Raw genomic sequence first — 17,231 nt, forward strand, 5'->3', positions numbered from 1 at the left:
GTCGGGGCGCGCGGGCCCGCATTTGCCGCTAGTTTGGTACCCATGACGTCTTCCGATGCCGCCGTGACCCAACTGTTGAGCGACGCCCGCACCTGGGCCGCCCAGGACCCGGACCCCGCAACCGCCGCCGCCCTGACCGAGCTGGTCCGCCTCGCGGAGGAGGGCGCTCCCGGAGCCCGGCACGAGCTGGCGGACAGCTTCAACGGCACCCTCCAGTTCGGCACCGCGGGACTGCGGGCAGCCCTCGGCGCAGGCCCCAACCGGATGAACCGCGTGGTGGTGCGCCGCGCCGCCGCCGGCCTCGCCGCCTTCCTGGTCAGCACCGTCGGAAAGGCATCGCCGGGAACCCGGCCACGCGCCGTCGTCGGCTATGACGCCCGCTACAACTCCGACATCTTCGCCGAAGAGACGGCCGCGATCTTCACCGCCGCCGGCATCGAGACGTTCCTGATGCCCGCCGCACTGCCCACCCCGCTGCTCGCCTACGCGGTGCGCGCCCTCGACTGCGACGGCGGCGTGATGGTCACCGCCAGCCACAACCCGCCGCAGGACAACGGCTACAAGGTCTACCTGGGCCGGCACGCCGTCGAGGACAGCGGCCGCGGCGCCCAGATCGTCGCACCCTACGACGCGCTGATCGCCGCGGAGATCGACGCGGTCGGCGCCCTGGACTCGATCGCGCTGGCACCGGAGGGATGGACGGTGCTGGATCCGTCCATCGCCGCCGACTATGAGGCCGCCGTTGCCGCCCTCGCCGCCGCGGACCGCTTCCCCGCCCGGGAGCTGCAGATTGTCTTGACCCCCATGCACGGCGTGGGCGGGGAAACGGCCGTGGCCGTGCTCAACGCCGCGGGCTTCGCCGACGTCACGCTGGTCGCCGAACAGGCCGAACCGGACCCGGACTTCCCCACCGTGAACTTCCCCAACCCGGAGGAACCCGGTGCCCTGGACCTCGCCCTGGAAACCGCGGCCCGGGTGGACGCGGACATTGTGATCGCCAACGACCCCGACGCCGACCGCGCCGCCGTCGCCGCCAAGGACCCGGACACCGGCGCCTGGCGGATGCTGCGCGGAGACGAGGTGGGCGCCCTGCTGGGGGCGCACGTCGTGGCGCGGCTGGCCGCCGGCGACGTCGCGGCGGAGGGCGTCTTCGCCAATTCGATCGTCTCCTCCCGGCTGCTGGCCCGCATTGCCGCCGCCGCCGGCTACGCCCACGAGGAAACCCTCACCGGGTTCAAGTGGATCGCCCGGGTGCCGGGCCTGCTCTACGGCTACGAGGAGGCGCTGGGATACTGCGTCGCACCCTCGCTGGTGCGGGACAAGGACGGAATTTCGGCCGCCGTGCTGATCGCCGAGCTCGCCGCGGCCGCGAAGGCCGAGGGCAAGACCATCTTCGACACCCTGGACGAGCTCTACCTGGTGCACGGGCTGCACGCCAGTGACCAGCTCAGCATCCGGGTGGCCGACCTGGGCCTGCTGGACGCCATGATGAACCGGCTGCGGGTCAGCCCGCCGGACTCCTTCGGCGGCTCCGCCGTCGAAACCGCGGCGGACCTGGCGGAGGGCAGCGAACAGCTCCCGCCCACCGACGGGCTGCTCTACCTAACCAAGGACGGCACCCGCGTGATCATCCGCCCCAGCGGCACCGAGCCGAAGCTCAAGTGCTACCTCGAAGTGATCCGCAGCGTGGGGTCCGCCGCCGAACTGCCGCAGGCGCGGCTCGAGGCCCGGGCGGCCCTTGACAGTGTCCTGGCCGACGTGCGCGAGGCGCTGGGGCTCTAGAGCTCCACCTCGACGAAGCCGTCCGCGACCCGGGCGGCGTAGGTGCCCAGGCGCAGTTCCGGGTTGCCCAGGCACTCCCCCGTGCCGAGGTCATAGACCTCCTTGTGCAGGGGCGAGGCCAGCGTGGGGCGGGTTCCGCGGGACCCCGTGATGCCGCGGGCCATCACGTGCGCGCCGGTGGCCGGATCGGCCTGTTCCACCGCGAACACGCCGGTGGCGGTGCGGAACAGCGCCACCTGGCGCCCCGCGATAAGCGCGGCCTCGCCCCAGCCCGGCTCCAGGTCCTCGACGGCGCAGACCCGGTGCCACGCGGGTCCGGCGCCTGCGGTGCGCTCCACAAAGCTGCGGGCTGCGCTCTCCAGTACGGCAGTCATGATGGCCCCTCTCAGAATTTTCGCGGCCACCGCTGCGGCCACACCCCCCACGCTAGGACCGCGGTGTTTCAACCGCGTGCGGCCAATGTGTCCGGCCGGTAAAAGAGACCTCACGCGGCCGGAAACGCAGCCGTGATGCAGAAGTTAAGATCACGAAACAAAAGGGAAACTGAAGCGAAACTGCCCGTCCCTAGGCTGAACGGACCAGCTCACCCCGGATGACTCCCCGGGCAGATCACCGCAGCTGGATCGAACCGTTGCAGCGCACCGCCTGCGGCCCAACGAAAGGCCACCCGTGACCGGACAGACCGCCAGCCCCGAAAACGCTAGTCCCACTGCCGCATCCGGGCAGAGCCCCCGCCGCGTCGTCGTCGCCGGCGGCGGACCCGCGGCGCACCGCTTCGCCGAGGCGATGCACGCCCGCGGCCTGGACGGCTGGCAGGTCACCGTCCTCACCGAGGAAGCCCACCTGCCCTACGACCGCGTCGCGCTCAGCAGGGCCCTCACCGACGCCGACGTCGACCTCACCCTCGGCACCGCCTCAATGTGGGACCACGACGCGCTCACCCTCAGGACCGGCGAGCGCGTCACGGGCCTCGACGCCGCCGGCAAAACCGTGCAGACCGCGGCCGGCACCGAATACCCCTACGACGAACTGGTGGTCGCTACCGGCTCGGACGCGGCCCGCCTGCCCATCCCCGGCGCCGAACTCACCCACGTCTACCGCACCCTGGAGGACGTTCGGGCCATCAACCAGGCGATCGCGGAGCTCACCGTGAAGCTGGGCCGCAAGGTCAACGCCGTCACGATCGGCGGCGGGCTGCTGGGCCTGGAATCCGCGGCAGGCACCGAACAGCTCGGCGCCACCCCGATCGTCATCAACGGCTCCCCCTGGCTGATGAACACCCAGCTGGACGAGGGCGCCGGGCAGGCCCTGGGTCGGCTGATCGAGGCCAAGGGCTTCACCGTCCACGGCGGCGTCTTCCCCGCCGAGGTCCTCGCCGACGCCGACGGCCAGGTCACCGGTGTGCTGATGGCCGACGGCCGGATCATCGACGCCGACCTCGTCATCGTCGCGATCGGCGTGAAGCCTCGCGACGAGCTGTTCCGCACGGCCAACGAGGCCGGCCCGGCCGGGGACCAGCTGTTCGACCTCGGCCCGCGCGGCGGCGTCGTCATCTCCGACGGCTGCGAAACGCAGGTCCCCGGCATCTGGGCCATCGGAGAGGTCGCCAACTTCGGCGGCATGTGCCTGGGCCTCGTGGCACCCGCCAACACGATGGCCGAAATCGTCGCGGACCGGCTGCACGGCGGCGCGGCGACCTTCCCGGGGTTCGACACCGCCACGAAGCTCAAGCTCTCCGGCGTCGACGTCGCCAGCTTCGGCGACGCCTTCGCCCGCACCGAACACGCCCTCGAAATCGTCTACGCCGACCCCGCCCGCGGCGTCTACCAGAAGATCGTCACCACGGACGACGCCAAGACCCTCCTCGGGGGCATCTTCGTCGGCGACGCGGCCCCCTACACGTCGCTGCGCCCCCTGCTGGGCCGCGAACTCCCGGCCGAGCCCGGCGCCTACCTCACCGCGGCCGGCGGCGGGGACGACGTACCGGACACCGAACTCCCGGACGACGCCATCCTGTGCTCCTGCAACAACGTCACGGCCGGATCCATCCGCGACGCCGTCAACGGCTGCGGCGCCTGCGACGGCGACGCGCCGGTCCGGGACCTCGGCGAGCTCAAGGGCTGCACCCGCGCCGGGACCAGCTGCGGATCCTGTGTCCCGATGCTCAAGAAGCTGCTCGAAACCGAGCTGACCAAGTCCGGCGTCGAGGTCTCCAAGGCGCTCTGCGAGCACATCGAGCTCTCCCGCCAGGAGCTCTTCGAGACCATCCGGGTGCTGGAACTGGACTCCTTCGAGCAGGTCATGGCCAGGTACGGCACCGGGGACGGCTGCGACATCTGCAAACCGACCATCGCCAACATCCTGGCCAGCCAGAACAGCGCCTATGTCCTGGACGCCGGCCGCGGCACCCTGCAGGACACCAACGACCGTGCCCTGGCCAACATGCAGAAGGACGGCAGCTACTCGGTGGTCCCGCGCATCGCCGGCGGCGAGATCACCCCCAAGAAGCTCGGTGTGATCGCCGCGGTCGCGGAAAAGTACGGTCTGTACACCAAAATCACCGGCGGGCAGCGGATCGACATGTTCGGCGCCCGGCTGGAGCAGCTGCCGGAGATCTGGAAGGAACTGGTGGACGCCGGCTTCGAATCCGGCCAGGCCTACGGCAAGAGCCTGCGGACCGTGAAGTCCTGCGTCGGCTCCACCTGGTGCCGCTTCGGCGTGCAGGACTCGGTGGCGATGGCCATCGCGCTGGAGCTCCGCTACCGGGGCCTGCGCAGCCCGCACAAGTTGAAGATGGGCGTCTCCGGCTGCGCCCGCGAATGCGCCGAGGCCCGGGGCAAGGACGTGGGCGTGATCGCCACCGCGGACGGCTGGAACCTCTACGTCGGCGGCAACGGCGGCGCCACCCCGGCCCACGCCCAGCTGCTGGCCAAGGACCTCGACGACGCCACCCTGGTCAAGTACATCGACCGCTACTTTATGTACTACATCCGCACCGCCGACCGGCTGCAACGCACCGCCCGCTGGCAGGAGGAGCTCGACGGCGGCATCAAGCACGTGGCGGACGTGGTGGTGCACGACACCCTCGGCATCGCCGCGGACCTCGAAGCGGCCATGGCCAAGCACGTGGACACCTACATCGACGAATGGGCCGACACCCTGAAGGACCCCGACCGGCTGCGCCGCTTCCGTTCCTTCGTCAACGCCCCGGACCAGCGGGACGACTCGATCACGCATCTCCCCGACGAACGCGGCCAGATGCGCCCCGCCACCGCGGAAGAAAAAGCCGCCGGCAGGCAACCCGTGCTCATCGGCGCCAGCATTCCGGTCCGGTCCAGCAACGAAAACGAGGTTTAACCATGCAGCTCACCCTTGACCTCACCGGCCGGGACGTCCTGGTCACCGGTGCGGACCCCGCCGCCCGCCAGGCCGTCCGCCGCTACCGGGCGGCCGGCGCCGTCGTCTCCCGGCTAAGTTCCCCGCAGGGCGGACCGCACGACGGACCGCTGCCGGAGCGGCCCTTCCTGGTCGCCGCCGTCGACGACGGCCAGCCCGGCTGGGACGCGCTGCTGGGGCGCTGCCGGGACACCGGCATCCCCGTGGCCGTGGAGCCCGCCGCCGGCCCGGCCGGCCACGTGACCCTGGTGGGCGGCGGCCCCGGCACCGCCGAGCTGCTCACCGTCGCCGCCGTGGCGGCCCTGCGGGACGCAGACGTCGTCTTCTACGACCGGCTCGCCCCGTACCAGGACCTGCCGTCCCTGACCTCTGCCGAGCTGGTGGACGTGGGCAAACAGCCCGGCCACCACAAGGTCAGCCAGTCCGGGATCGAGGAGCTGATGGTGGATGCCGCGCTGGCCGGCCACAACGTGGTCCGGCTCAAGGGCGGGGACCCGTACGTCTTTGGCCGCGGCGGGGAGGAGGTGGCCGCCTGCGTGAAAGCCGGCGTGCCCGTCCGCGTGATCTCCGGCGTCACCAGCGCCATTTCCGTCCCGGCCGCCGCGGGCATCCCGGTCACGCACCGGGACGTCAGCCACCTGTTCACCGTGGTCTCCGGCCACGCCCCGCTGACCGAGCAGGAACACACGCACCTGGCCGGCCTGGGCGGGACAATCGTGGTGCTGATGGGCATCGGCACGCTGCACCAGCTCGCCGCCGGCCTGCGCCGGGCCGGGATGCGCGCGGACATGCCGATGGCCGTGGTGGAACGCGGCTACCGGCCCGGCCAGCGGACCACCATCGCGGACCTCGGCACCATCACAAGCGCCGCCTCAGACTGCAGCAACCCGGCCGTGCTGGTGATCGGCGAGGTGGTCAGGGTGGCCGAGGTCAACCGGGGCTGCGCGGAAGCCGAGGCCGAGCTCAACCGCCTGGCCGCGTCCCTGATGGGGGCGTGAGCGACGTGAGCGCACTCCACGCCGCCGCCCCCGCCGCCGCGCCGGCGCCAACGGCCCCGGCCCCGGCCGCCGCCGAAGAGGCCGCAGCTGAGCTGCCGCTGGAGGGCTTCCGGATCGGGGTCACCTCACACCGCCGCTCGCAGGACCTGATCGAGGCCTTGGAACGGCGCGGCGCCGAGGTGCTGCATGCCCCGGCGCTGAAGATCGCCCCGGTCCAGGAGGACCTGCGGCTGATCGAGGACACCCGCGCCATCATCGAGGCCCGGCCGGAACTGTGCATCGCCACCACCGCCTACGGCATGCGCCGCTGGTGCGAGGCGGCGGACACCTTCGGCATCGGCGAACAGCTGCTGGAAACCCTCGGCGCCACCCGGATGTTCGTCCGCGGCCCCAAGGCCCGCGGCGCCGTGCGCGCCGCGGGCCTGGCCGACGTCGGGATCAGCAGCGACGAAACCACGGCCACCCTGGTGGACATGCTGCTCGCCGAGGGGGTGCGCGGCAAGACCGTCGCGGTGCAGCTGCACGGCTACACCGACGTCCGCCAGCTGGAGCGGCTGCGGATGTCCGGCGCGAACGTTATGACGGTCACGCCCTACCGGTGGGTCAAGCCGGACGGCGCGGACCGGCTGCCGAAGCTGATCGAGGCCGCGTGCGCCGGCAACCTGGATGTCCTGACGTTCACGTCCGCCCCCGCCGTGGACGCCCTGTGGAGCACCGCGCACGAGATGGGCCTCTACAAGCAGCTCGTGCAGAGCCTCAAGACCACGGTGGCCACCGCCGTCGTCGGGCCCATCACCGCCCAGCCGCTGCTCGACGCCGGGGTGCAGCCGCTGATCCCGGAACGGTTCCGAATGGGCGCCCTGATCAGGCTGGTCGTCGAACACCTGGCCCTGAACCACGTCCGCCGCCTGGACACCGCCTCGGGCGCGGTGGAGCTGCGCGGCCGGTCGCTGCGGATCGACGGCGAGGCGGTGGACCTGGCCCCGGCGCCGCTGCTGCTGCTGCGGGCGCTGCTGGGCGCCGGCGGGGCCGTGCTCTCCCGCGACGCGCTCTCGGACCTGCTGGAACTGCGCGGATCGGTCCACGCCCTGGACATGACCGTCAGCCGGCTCCGGTCTGCCCTGCCGGACGGGGCCCTGGTGGAAACGGTGGTGAAGCGCGGCTACCGGATCCGGGTGTGACCCACGGCATTACCAGCTGGTAACAACTGGCGAACGGGCCGGGAAAATACCGCAACACCACCGAAACCTGCCCGAAAAACCGGCCCCCTACGCTGGGGAACATCAAGAACACGGGCCACATCCACCGGCCCACCAGCGAAAGGGCCAGCACATGTCCGTCACGGAAGCCGCCGCCATCTCCACCGTCTCCGCCACCTCCCAGACCCGGCCGCGGATCGTGATTGCCGGCGCCGGCCCGGCGGCGCAGGCGCTGGTCCGCCAGCTCACCCGCACCCCGTTCGCCGGCGCCATCACGGTGCTCAGCAACCGCGACGACGCCCCGGAGGAACTCCTGGAGCTCGCCGCACTGCCCCAGGTCTCGGTCCGTTTCGGTCAGCCGGCCAGCTACATCGACGCCGCCGGCCGGCGGGTCACCACGGCGGACGGCCTTGAGTTCAGCTACGACCAGCTGGTGATCGCCACCGGCTCGGCGCCGGCCCTGGCCCCGATCGAGGGCGCGGGCCGGTGCCTGAGCTACTCCACGATCGACGACGCCACCCGGCTCGGCGACGCCGTCAAGGACGTCACCCGGGTCCTGGGCCGCCGGCCGCTGGGCATCCTGGTGGGTACCGGCACGGCCGCGGGCCAGGCCGAGGCCGTGCTGCGGGCCCGCGGGGTCCGGCCGGTCCGCACCACGCTGCGCCCGTCCGCCGTCGTCCCCACCCTCGCCGGGTCCACGCTGCCGGCCGCCGGCCTTGTCTTCGAGGACGGCGCCCGGATGAGCGGGGACCTGGTGGTCCTCGCCGAAGAGCGCGTCTCCCGCGACAGCCTGGCCCACACGGCCGGCCTGGCCACCGCCCCGCAGGGCGGGATTGTGGTGGGCACAGACTACCGCACCTCGGTGCCCGGGATCTGGGCAATCGGGGACGCCGCGGCGTACGACGGCGTCCGGCTCGGCCTGCTCGTGGCAGCCGGATCCGCCGCCGGGGTCTGCGCCTCCCACCTGCTCCGCGCCTCCCTGTCCGCGCCGCTCGCGACGGCGGCGTAGGGCCCGCTGCCGCCGGTGGCGTTATGGCAAGATGGTTCACTGAGAAGCCACGACATACGCCGTGTCAGCAGGCCGGCCCGGCCACGAACCAGGCCCGCCAGGAAAGGGACCACCATGAGCAACGAAGCCACCACGGACGGCACGGCTGCCGGCACCGACAACACCGCCGGCCAGGCCGCGGGCAGCATCGCCTCGTACATCGACCACACCCTGCTCAAGCCGGAGGCCAGCGAGGCCGAGGTCCTGAAGGTCTGCGCCGAGGCGGCCGAGTACCACTTCAAGTCCGTTTGCGTGAACCCCATCTGGGTCAAGACCGTCAAGACCGCGCTTAGGGGTTCCGGTGTGCTGACCTGCTCCGTGATCGGGTTCCCGCTGGGCGCCACCCCGAGCGACGTCAAGGCGTTCGAGGCCCGCGGCGCGGTGCTGGACGGCGCGGACGAGATCGACATGGTGATCAACATCGCCGCCGCGCGCGCCAATGACAAGGGTGCCCTGGTGGACGACATCCGCGCGGTGGCGGACTCGGTCCACGCCGGCGGCGCCATCCTGAAGGTCATCATCGAGACCGCGCTGCTCGACGACGCCCAGAAGGTCCTCGCCTGCGAGGCCGCCGTCGAGGCCGGGGCAGACTTCGTGAAGACCTCCACCGGCTTCAACGGCGGCGGGGCCACCGTGGAGGACGTCGCCCTGATGCGCCGCACCGTGGGTCCCGGGCTCGGCGTCAAGGCCTCGGGCGGCGTGCGGTCCCTCGCCGACGCGCAGGCTATGATTGCTGCAGGTGCAACACGTATTGGCGCCAGCTCCGGCATCGCGATCGTCAAGGGTGAACAGGGTTCGTCCGCGTACTGACCGCATACCGTAACAGCCGCTGACGCCACAGTTTTTTGAGCCCCGCGGGGCCGAGGAGGAACGAATGTCCAGCAACACCACCAAGACCCCGCAGGGCGAGAGCAGCCTGGCATCCAGCGTCGTGCTGTTTGTCCTGATGATGGCCCTGTTCTTCGGCGCCCTGTACTCGCTGTCGTTCCTCAGCCTGGGCAACCCCTGGCCGATGGCCGCCTGCCTGGGCCTGTTCGCCCTGGCGTTCTGGATCCCGCAGACGCTGCTGGGCCGCTCGGATTCCGCCGGCGAGAACTAGACACTCCCGGCTGTTGCCCCGGTTCTTGCCGGGGCAACAGTTGTTTAAGCGGCCGAACGGCCCAGGCAGGCGTCATAGCCGCCCCGGACGGCCGAGGCTCAGGCGTCGCCGTCGACGTCGCCGCAGCCTGCGGCACTAACCCCCGACGGCGGCCAGCAGGCGGTTGACCAGCGCAGTGCCCAGCGCGAGGGCCGCCGGGAAATGCCCCTTGGCCAGGGCCAGGGCGGCGGACAACATGCCGACCATGGCGTAGGCGCTGACCGGGATCAGCACCAGCCATTCCCGCCGCGACCCGGCCCGGCCCAGCAGCGGGATCGAGAACGCGCCGTTGGCCTTCCACACGTCTTTGACCAGCGGCAGTTTGCGCAGGAACTTCGGCGGCTTGACCACCAGCGGCCAGAGCAGCGGCACTCCCCCGGTGGTGATCATGTCCCCGATAATGTGCACGATGACGCCGGCGAGCATGGACACCGGCAGCCAGGACCACTGGTGCGGCGCGAACCAGGTCACCAGCGACGCCATGGCCAGGGCGAATATCCAGTTGCTGATCCAGCCGTACTTGGGAAACAGCTTCAGCGCCTTCGCGGCGATGTTGATCAAGAACATGCACAGCAGCCCGGCGCCGACGGACAGCTGGCCCCAGCTGGTCTGCAGCTGGAGCTGCCCGGCGAACGCGGCGAGGAGCACAAAGAACGCCGCGCCGAGCACCGAGTGGGTGCCCTGGCGGTGGCCGCCGGAGGCGTTCTCGATCCCGACGGCGATCAGGTTGGAGAGCGGCGGCAGGGCGTGCGCCACCGTGGACGAGCGGTGGTCCCAGTCGCAGACCAGGGCCGTGCCCGCCGTCGCCATCCCGCCGATCAGGATCCCGGTGGCGTCCAGCGGGTACCAGCCCAGCGTGTACGGCCCGGTCGAGGCAATAGCCACCCACGCCGCGGCCCCGGACGCGGCGTGGTGTCCTCCCATCACGGGCTAGCCCACGGAGAGCGGGGCGTCGGAGAAGATCGCCTCGATCACCGTATTGGCCCAGGCCAGAATCTCGGCGTCCTGCAGGTCGCGGCCGCCGATCCTGGCCGTCTTGGGCTTGGGGATCAGCACCGCGTCCAGGGCCGGTTTGGCCTGCGAGCCGGGGTACATCCGGGCCAGCCGCATCAGTTTGGACTCCGGGAGCTGGGCGGGCGAGAACTTGATGAAGTTCCCCTGCAGCGCGACGTCGGTGAGGCCCGCCTCGCGGGCGCCCACCCGGAACCGGGCCACGGCTACCAGGTTTTTCGCCGGCAGCGGCAGCTCGCCGTAACGGTCCACAAGTTCGGCCTCGACCTCGTCGATCGCCTCGTTGCTGAGCGCGGCGGCCAGCTTCCGGTACGCCTCCAGGCGCAGCCGCTCGCCGGGCACGTAGTCGTGCGGCAGGTGCGCGTTGACCGGCAGCTCGATCTTCATCTCCGCAGCCTTCTCCTCGGCCTCGCCGCGGTAGTCCGCCACAGCCTCGCCCACCAGCCGGATGTACAGGTCAAAGCCGACGCCCTGGATGTGGCCCGACTGTTCCCCGCCGAGCAGGTTGCCGGCGCCGCGGATCTCCAGGTCCTTCATGGCCAGCTGCATGCCGGCGCCGAGCTCGTTGTGGGTGGCGACCGCCTTGAGCCGCTCCAGCGCCACCTCGCCGAGGGGTTTCTCCGAGGGGTACAGGAAGTAGGCATAGGCCCGTTCCCGGCCGCGGCCCACCCGCCCGCGCAGCTGGTGCAGCTGCGAGAGCCCGTACTTGTCCGCGCCGTCCACGATCAGGGTGTTGGCGTTGGAGATGTCCAGGCCGGTCTCGATGATGGTGGTGCAGACCAGCACGTCGAAGCGCTTCTCCCAGAAGTCCACGATGATCTGCTCCAGCCGGCCCTCGGACATCTTGCCGTGCGCAACCTCCACGCGGGCCTCCGGCACCAGTTCGCGGATCTTCGCCGCAGTCCGGTCAATCGTGGAGACCCGGTTGTGCACAAAGAAGACCTGGCCCTCGCGCATCAGCTCGCGCCGGATCGCGGCCGAGGTCTGCTTGTCCGTGTACGGGCCCACGTAGGTCAGCACCGGGTGGCGTTCCTCCGGCGGGGTGGCCAGCGTGGAGGTCTCCCGGATGCCGGTCAGCGACATCTCCAGGGTGCGCGGGATCGGGGTGGCGCTCATGGCCAGGACGTCCACGTTGGTGCGCATCTTCTTGAGCGCTTCCTTGTGTTCGACGCCGAAGCGCTGCTCCTCGTCCACGATCACCAGGCCGAGGTCCTTGAACGCGAAGTCCTTGGACAGCAGCCGGTGCGTGCCGATCACGACGTCCACGGCGCCGCTCTTGACGCCCTCGGCCGTCTCCTTGGCCTCCTTGGCGCCCTGGAAACGGGACAGCGGCTTGACCCGCAGCGGGAAGCCGGAGAAGCGTTCGGTGAAGGTCTCGTAGTGCTGCTGTGCCAGCAGGGTGGTGGGGACCAGCACGGCGACCTGCTTGCCGTCCTGGACCGCCTTGAACGCGGCACGGACCGCGATTTCGGTCTTGCCGTAGCCGACGTCGCCGGAGACCAGGCGGTCCATCGGGATCTCCCGCTCCATGTCCGCCTTCACCTCGTTGATGGTGGTCAGCTGGTCCGGGGTCTCCACATAGGGGAAGGCCTCCTCCAACTCGCGCTGCCACGGGGTGTCCGGGCCGAAGGCGTGGCCGCGGGAGGCCATCCGGGCCGAGTACAGCCGGATCAGTTCGCCGGCGATCTCCTTGACCGCCTTGCGGGCCTTGGACTTGGTGCTGGCCCAGTCCGAGCCGCCCATCTTGCTCAGCACGGGGGTGTCGCCGCCGACGTACCGGGTGACCTGGTCCAGCTGGTCGGTGGGCACAAAGAGCCGGTCGCCCGGGGCGCCGCGCTTGGACGGCGCGTATTCGAGCACCAGGTATTCGCGCACCCCGTCGCCCCCGCCGGCCACCTTGCGCTGGATCAGCTCGACGAACCGGCCGATGCCGTGCTGTTCGTGCACCACAAAGTCGCCGGCCAGCAGCTGCAGCGGGTCCACCGCGTTGCGCCGTTTGGACGGCATCCGGCGCATGTCCTTGGTGGACCCGGCGGACGTTCGGCCCAGCAGGTCCGCCTCGGTCAGCAGGGCCAGCTTCAGCGTGTCCAGGACAAAGCCGCGGCCGACGGCGGCGGTGGTCACCTCGATCAGGCCCGGCTGCGGCTCCGCGTCCAGGGTTTCCACCCGGGCGCAGGGGATGTCGTTGTCGTGGAAGAGCTCGGCGAGGCGTTGCGCCGGGCCGGGGCCCTCGGTGGCGACGACGATCCGCCACTGCTCCCGCACGTGCGAGCCGATGAAGTCCATCATCTCCGCCACGTCGCCCTGGTAGCCGCGCGGTTCGCGGGCGTGCAGGTTCAGCACGTCGATCTCGGGCAGCAGCTCTTCGTCGCTGGCGAGCGAGCTGATGGACCACCAGGACACGCCGTGCGCGAGCGCGGTGGAGCGGGTCTCGCCCAGCGAGCGGAAGCTCGCCGAATGCAGCGCCTCGGAGGCGGCGGCGCTAAGATCCAGCGGCGCGGCGCCGCCGTCGGACGCGGTGGACCAGGCCGCTTCGAGGAACTCCTCGTTGGTGGCGGCGAGGTCGTGGGCGCGGGTGCGGACCTTTTCGGGTTCGATGACGACGGAGATGGAGCCGGCCGGGAACTGGTCAAGGAACGGCACCATGGAATCGACCAGCACCGGGGCGAGGGACTCCATGCCTTCGACGGCGATGCCGCCGGCGATTTTCTCCAGCATGTCCGCCGCGGCCGGCAGCTGGGATTTCAGCGTGGCGGCCCGGGACATGACCGAGGGCGTGATCAGGATTTCGCGGCACGGCGGGGCGTGCAGTTCGGTGGGGTGGTGCACGCCGGGGGCCGTCAGCGAGCGCTGGTCGGCGACGGCGAACCAGCGCATCTGCTCGACCTCGTCGCCGAAGAACTCGACCCGGATCGGGTGGTCCTCGGTGGGCGGGAAGACATCCAGCATGCCGCCGCGGACGGCGAATTCGCCGCGCCGGGTGACCATGTCCACCCGGGCGTACGCGGCGCCGGCGAGGCTCTTTACGACGTCGCCGAACGGGGCGTCCTGGCCCACCGTGAGGGTCACCGGGACCAGCTCGCCCAGGCCTGCCACGATCGGCTGCACGACGGCGCGGACCGGGGCGACCACCACGCGCAGGGCACCGCCGGCGGTTTCCGGGTGGGCGAGGCGGCGCAGCACGGAGAGCCGGCGGCCCACGGTGTCCGAGCGGGGCGAGAGCCGTTCGTGCGGCAGGGTCTCCCAGCTGGGGAATTCGGTGACCGCCTCGGCCGGCAGGAAGGCACGCAGGGCGGCGGCCAGGTCCTCGGCCTCGCGGCCGGTGGCGGTGACGGCCAGCACCACCGGCGTGGCGCCGCCGTCGGATGCGCCGCCGGCGGCGAGCCCGTCGGCCATCTCCGCGAGCAGCGCGGCCCGCAGCCCGGCCGGGGCGCTGAGCTGGTAGTCCTCGCTGCGCACTGTGAACGGCCGGGACGCTTCGGCCTGCACGCGGGCGAACGTCTTGTCCTCGGCGAGGGCGCGCCGCAGGCCGGTGAGAGAAGGGCCGTTGAGGCTCATGGCTGGAACTCCTGAAGTGATCACGGGCATGCAGGCAACACGAATACCCGAAATTCGCAAGAATCCCGGGTGCTTCCAGCCTACCGCGACCCGGCGCCGGGGCGGCACCCGGGGATAAGCTGGAATGGTCCCAGTCCGGCGGGTTCGGCGCTCCGAATGGCTTGTATCCGCAACGAGAAGGAGCACCATGAACGGCACCCCCAAGGCTGCAAACCCGAAGACGGTGCTCGTGACCGGCGCCACCGGCTACATCGGCGGCCGGCTGGTCCCCCGGCTGCTCGAGGCCGGGCACCGGGTGAAGGTCCTGGTCCGCACCCCGGCGAAGATCGCCGGCGTCCCGTGGCTGGACGACGTCGACGTCGTCCAAAGCAGCCTCGACGACGGCGCGGCACTCCGGGAGGCGCTCGAAGGCGTCGACGTGCTCTACTACCTCGTCCACTCGATGGCGGGCGGCTCCGGGTTTGAAGCCAAGGAGAAGGCCATGGCGCAGACGGCGGCACAGGCTGCCGCCGGGGCCGGCGTCGGGCGGATTGTCTACCTCGGCGGGCTGCACCCCGCCGGCGCCGAGCTCTCCACCCACATGCGGTCCAGGGAGGCCGTGGGCAAGGTCTTCCTCGACAGCCCGGTCGATGCAGTGGTTTTCCAGGCGGGCGTGGTGATCGGCTCCGGCTCGGCGTCGTTCGAGATGATCCGGCACCTGTCCGAGACGCTGCCGCTGATGCCGGCCCCGAGCTGGGTGCGGAACAAGATCGAGGCGATCGCGGTGCGGGACGTGCTGCACTACCTCGTTGGGGCCGCGGCGCTGGAAGGCCCGATCAACCGCACCTTCGACATCGGCTCCCGGCAGGTGCTCAGCTACGCCGGCATGATGCAGGAGTACGCCGCGGAGGCCGGGCTGCCCCACCGGCTGGTGCTGGCGCTGCCCATCCCGGCCCCCAGGCTTGCCGGGATGTGGGTGGCGCTGACCACCCCGATCCCGCTGTCCATGTCGCTGCCGCTGGTGGAGTCGTTGCAGCACGACGCCGTGTCGCGGGAGCATGACATCGACGCCTTCATCCCGCTGCCCGAGGGCGGGCTCACCCCCTACCGGCGTGCGGTGGCCCTGGCCCTGGGAAAGGAACGCGACGGCCAGGTGGAGACCATCTGGGCCAACGCCGGAGCCGACGCCGATCCGCTCCCGAGCGACCCGGACTGGGCCGGCCACCGCGTCTACGTGGACGAGCGCAGCTACTCCAGCGCGGTGGACCCGAAGTACGTCTGGACGATCATCGAGGGCATCGGCGGCGGCAACGGCTGGTATTCGCTGCCGCTGGCCTGGAGCGTGCGCGGCTGGCTGGACAAGCTCACCGGCGGCGCGGGGCTGGCGCGCGGCCGGCGGCACCCGCACCTGCTGGCCGAAGGCGAGGTGGTGGACTGGTGGCGGGTGGAGCGGATTGACCGCGGCCGGCTGCTCCGCCTGCGCGCCGAAATGCGGGCGCCCGGCCGGGCCTGGCTGGAACTGTCGGTGGAGCCGGAGGGGGCCGGCAGCCGCTACCGGCAGCGGGCCATCTTCTTCCCGAAGGGGCTCAGCGGCAAGCTCTACTGGCTCGCCGTGCTGCCGTTCCACAGCCTGATTTTCCCCGCCATGTCGCGGAACATCGCCGCGGCGGCGCAGCACCTCGCAGAGACGGAGCCGGAGACGGAGCCGGGGACGGAGCCGGCGGCCGAATCGAAACCGGCCGGGCCCACCGCGTAGGATGTTGGGAGCCCGAAACGACCAGTCCCACCCCATGGAGGACCCCCAATGGCCCTGAGTGCATCCACCACCCTTCCGCACAGCGTTGAGAGCGTCACGGCGGTTTTCGTCAACGAGGACTTCCTGCGCCACACCAGCGAACTCGTAGGCGGAACCCTCGAATCGTTTGCCGTCGACGGCGATCCGGCCGGCGCTTTCACCACCACCACCGTCCGCACCATCCCGACCACCCGGATGCCGGACCTGGCCCGCAAGTTCGTCGGCGAGAGCCTCAAGGTGACGCAGCTGGAGAGCTGGGAGGCCCCGGCCGCCGACGGCTCCCGCCAGAGCAGCATCTCGCTGAAGGTCGCCGGCGCCCCGCTGGATGTCAATGCCGTGCAGCGCCTGGTCGCCGACGGCGGCAGCACCCGCATCGAGCTGGAGGGCACCGTGACCTCCTCGGTGCCGCTGCTGGGCGGCAAGATCGCCGACGCGGCCGAGCCGATGGTCGGCAAGGCCCTCAACATCCAGTCCACCCAGGCGCAGGCCTGGCTCGAAAGCCACTAGCCGGTGGAACTCCCCGCGTTCCTCGCCATTGTGCTGGTGGTGGCCGGCGTCTGGTCCCTGGCCGTCTGGCCGCAGTTCCTGCGCCGGGTTATGAAGGACCCGCGGGCGCGCGACGCCGGCGGCCAGGCCACCCGCTTCCTCACCGTCCACGTGGTGCTGGTCAGCATCTCGATGCTGCTCGGCGCGGCGACGGCCGCCATCGGGATCGCCGGCCTGCTGAACTGACCGGGGTCTCCCCCGCCCGGCTGGCCCGCAGTTGTTGACTTTCCCCGGAACGACAACAACTGCGGGCCAACTGGGTTAAAACGCGGGCGGTGCGGGGCTAGAATCAGGAAAACGCCCGCCGACTGCTGAAGGGGGATGCCTGTGCGGCCCCATCGCGTGGCCAGCTGGGGACTCACGGCCTACGTCGCGGTGCTGGCCGCGGTGGCCCTGTGGCCGCAGCCGGTGGACCGGCCTATCGGCGAACTCCTGCACCGGGCGCTTAGGGCTCTGCACCGCCGCGGGATTCCGGACTGGGTCGACTACCCCCTGGTGGAATCCGTCTCCAACGTGCTGCTGTTCGTGCCGCTCGGCGCCCTCGTGGCCTGGATCATCGGCCGCAGCTACTGGTGGGTGGGTGCTGCGGCCGGCCTGCTCACCTCCTGCGTCATCGAGCTCGCGCAGCTCCTTTTCCTCCCGGCCCGCGTCCCCACCCTCGCCGATGTCCTGGCCAACACCATCGGCGCGCTCCTGGGCGCCCTGCTCGTGCTGCCAATAATGCGCCGCCGCAGGCCTGTCCGAAACCGGGCGGCAGCACGTACTCTGTGAACACACCCTT

General features: G+C 71.1%; 14 protein-coding genes. 11 read left to right on the top strand and 3 right to left on the bottom strand.

Features of this window, described 5'->3' with window-relative positions:
* The first annotated feature begins 42 nt into the window (after nt 1-42).
* The gene (locus E7Y32_RS00570; protein ID WP_146335346.1) at nt 43-1,782 is read left to right on the top strand and encodes a phospho-sugar mutase; all 1,740 of its coding nucleotides are present in this window, start codon (nt 43-45) and stop codon (nt 1,780-1,782) included.
* Here the strand turns inward: E7Y32_RS00570 and nirD are convergent.
* Nucleotides 1,779-2,156, bottom strand: a complete 378-nt coding sequence (nirD, locus tag E7Y32_RS00575) for a nitrite reductase small subunit NirD (RefSeq protein WP_146335347.1) — start codon at nt 2,154-2,156, stop codon at nt 1,779-1,781. The two genes, E7Y32_RS00570 and nirD, sit on opposite strands and share 4 nt — an antisense overlap.
* Nucleotides 2,157-2,451: 295 nt before the next feature.
* Between nirD and nirB the strand changes: the two genes are divergently transcribed.
* The 6 genes from nirB to E7Y32_RS00605 all read left to right on the top strand — a co-directional run bounded on the left by nirB (nt 2,452) and on the right by E7Y32_RS00605 (nt 9,522).
* Complete coding sequence (gene nirB / locus E7Y32_RS00580) at nt 2,452-5,139, top strand: nitrite reductase large subunit NirB (protein ID WP_146335348.1); 2,688 nt, start codon at nt 2,452-2,454, stop codon at nt 5,137-5,139.
* Nucleotides 5,140-5,141: 2 nt separating this feature from the next.
* Entirely contained in the window at nt 5,142-6,176 is a 1,035-nt protein-coding gene (gene cobA, locus E7Y32_RS00585) for a uroporphyrinogen-III C-methyltransferase (protein ID WP_146335349.1), read from the top strand.
* A gap of 5 nt (nt 6,177-6,181) precedes the next feature.
* Nucleotides 6,182-7,357 (top strand): uroporphyrinogen-III synthase, encoded by a 1,176-nt coding sequence (locus E7Y32_RS00590; RefSeq protein ID WP_186467008.1) that lies wholly within the window; start codon nt 6,182-6,184, stop codon nt 7,355-7,357.
* A 151-nt stretch (nt 7,358-7,508) separates the two neighbouring features.
* Nucleotides 7,509-8,384: an FAD-dependent oxidoreductase gene (locus E7Y32_RS00595; protein ID WP_146335350.1), complete on the top strand. Its 876-nt coding sequence runs from the start codon at nt 7,509-7,511 to the stop codon at nt 8,382-8,384.
* A 114-nt stretch (nt 8,385-8,498) separates the two neighbouring features.
* Nucleotides 8,499-9,233 carry a deoxyribose-phosphate aldolase gene (gene deoC, locus E7Y32_RS00600; RefSeq protein WP_186467009.1) on the top strand — a complete coding sequence of 245 codons (735 nt, stop codon included), beginning with the start codon at nt 8,499-8,501 and terminating at the stop codon, nt 9,231-9,233.
* Nucleotides 9,234-9,297: 64 nt separating this feature from the next.
* Entirely contained in the window at nt 9,298-9,522 is a 225-nt protein-coding gene (locus tag E7Y32_RS00605; protein WP_146335351.1) for a hypothetical protein, read from the top strand.
* A gap of 135 nt (nt 9,523-9,657) precedes the next feature.
* Here E7Y32_RS00605 and E7Y32_RS00610 read toward each other — a convergent pair whose 3' ends face one another.
* Nucleotides 9,658-10,485 carry a metal-dependent hydrolase gene (locus E7Y32_RS00610; RefSeq protein ID WP_146335352.1) on the bottom strand — a complete coding sequence of 276 codons (828 nt, stop codon included), beginning with the start codon at nt 10,483-10,485 and terminating at the stop codon, nt 9,658-9,660.
* A 6-nt stretch (nt 10,486-10,491) separates the two neighbouring features.
* Nucleotides 10,492-14,130, bottom strand: coding sequence for a transcription-repair coupling factor (gene mfd / locus E7Y32_RS00615; protein ID WP_186467010.1), 3,639 nt, complete (start codon nt 14,128-14,130; stop codon nt 10,492-10,494).
* 187 nt (nt 14,131-14,317) lie between these two features.
* Here mfd and E7Y32_RS00620 point away from each other — a divergent pair, with 187 nt between their 5' ends.
* The 4 genes from E7Y32_RS00620 to E7Y32_RS00635 all read left to right on the top strand — a co-directional run bounded on the left by E7Y32_RS00620 (nt 14,318) and on the right by E7Y32_RS00635 (nt 17,221).
* Nucleotides 14,318-15,865, top strand: coding sequence for an SDR family oxidoreductase (locus tag E7Y32_RS00620; RefSeq protein WP_146335354.1), 1,548 nt, complete (start codon nt 14,318-14,320; stop codon nt 15,863-15,865).
* A 48-nt stretch (nt 15,866-15,913) separates the two neighbouring features.
* The gene (locus E7Y32_RS00625) at nt 15,914-16,411 is read left to right on the top strand and encodes a DUF2505 domain-containing protein (protein ID WP_146335355.1); all 498 of its coding nucleotides are present in this window, start codon (nt 15,914-15,916) and stop codon (nt 16,409-16,411) included.
* Nucleotides 16,412-16,414: 3 nt separating this feature from the next.
* Nucleotides 16,415-16,636, top strand: coding sequence for an SCO4848 family membrane protein (locus tag E7Y32_RS00630; protein WP_146335356.1), 222 nt, complete (start codon nt 16,415-16,417; stop codon nt 16,634-16,636).
* Nucleotides 16,637-16,777: 141 nt separating this feature from the next.
* Entirely contained in the window at nt 16,778-17,221 is a 444-nt protein-coding gene (locus tag E7Y32_RS00635; protein ID WP_186467011.1) for a VanZ family protein, read from the top strand.
* The last annotated feature ends 10 nt before the right edge of the window (nt 17,222-17,231 follow it).

Source organism: Arthrobacter sp. UKPF54-2, assembly GCF_007858535.1.
Classification (GTDB): domain Bacteria; phylum Actinomycetota; class Actinomycetes; order Actinomycetales; family Micrococcaceae; genus Arthrobacter.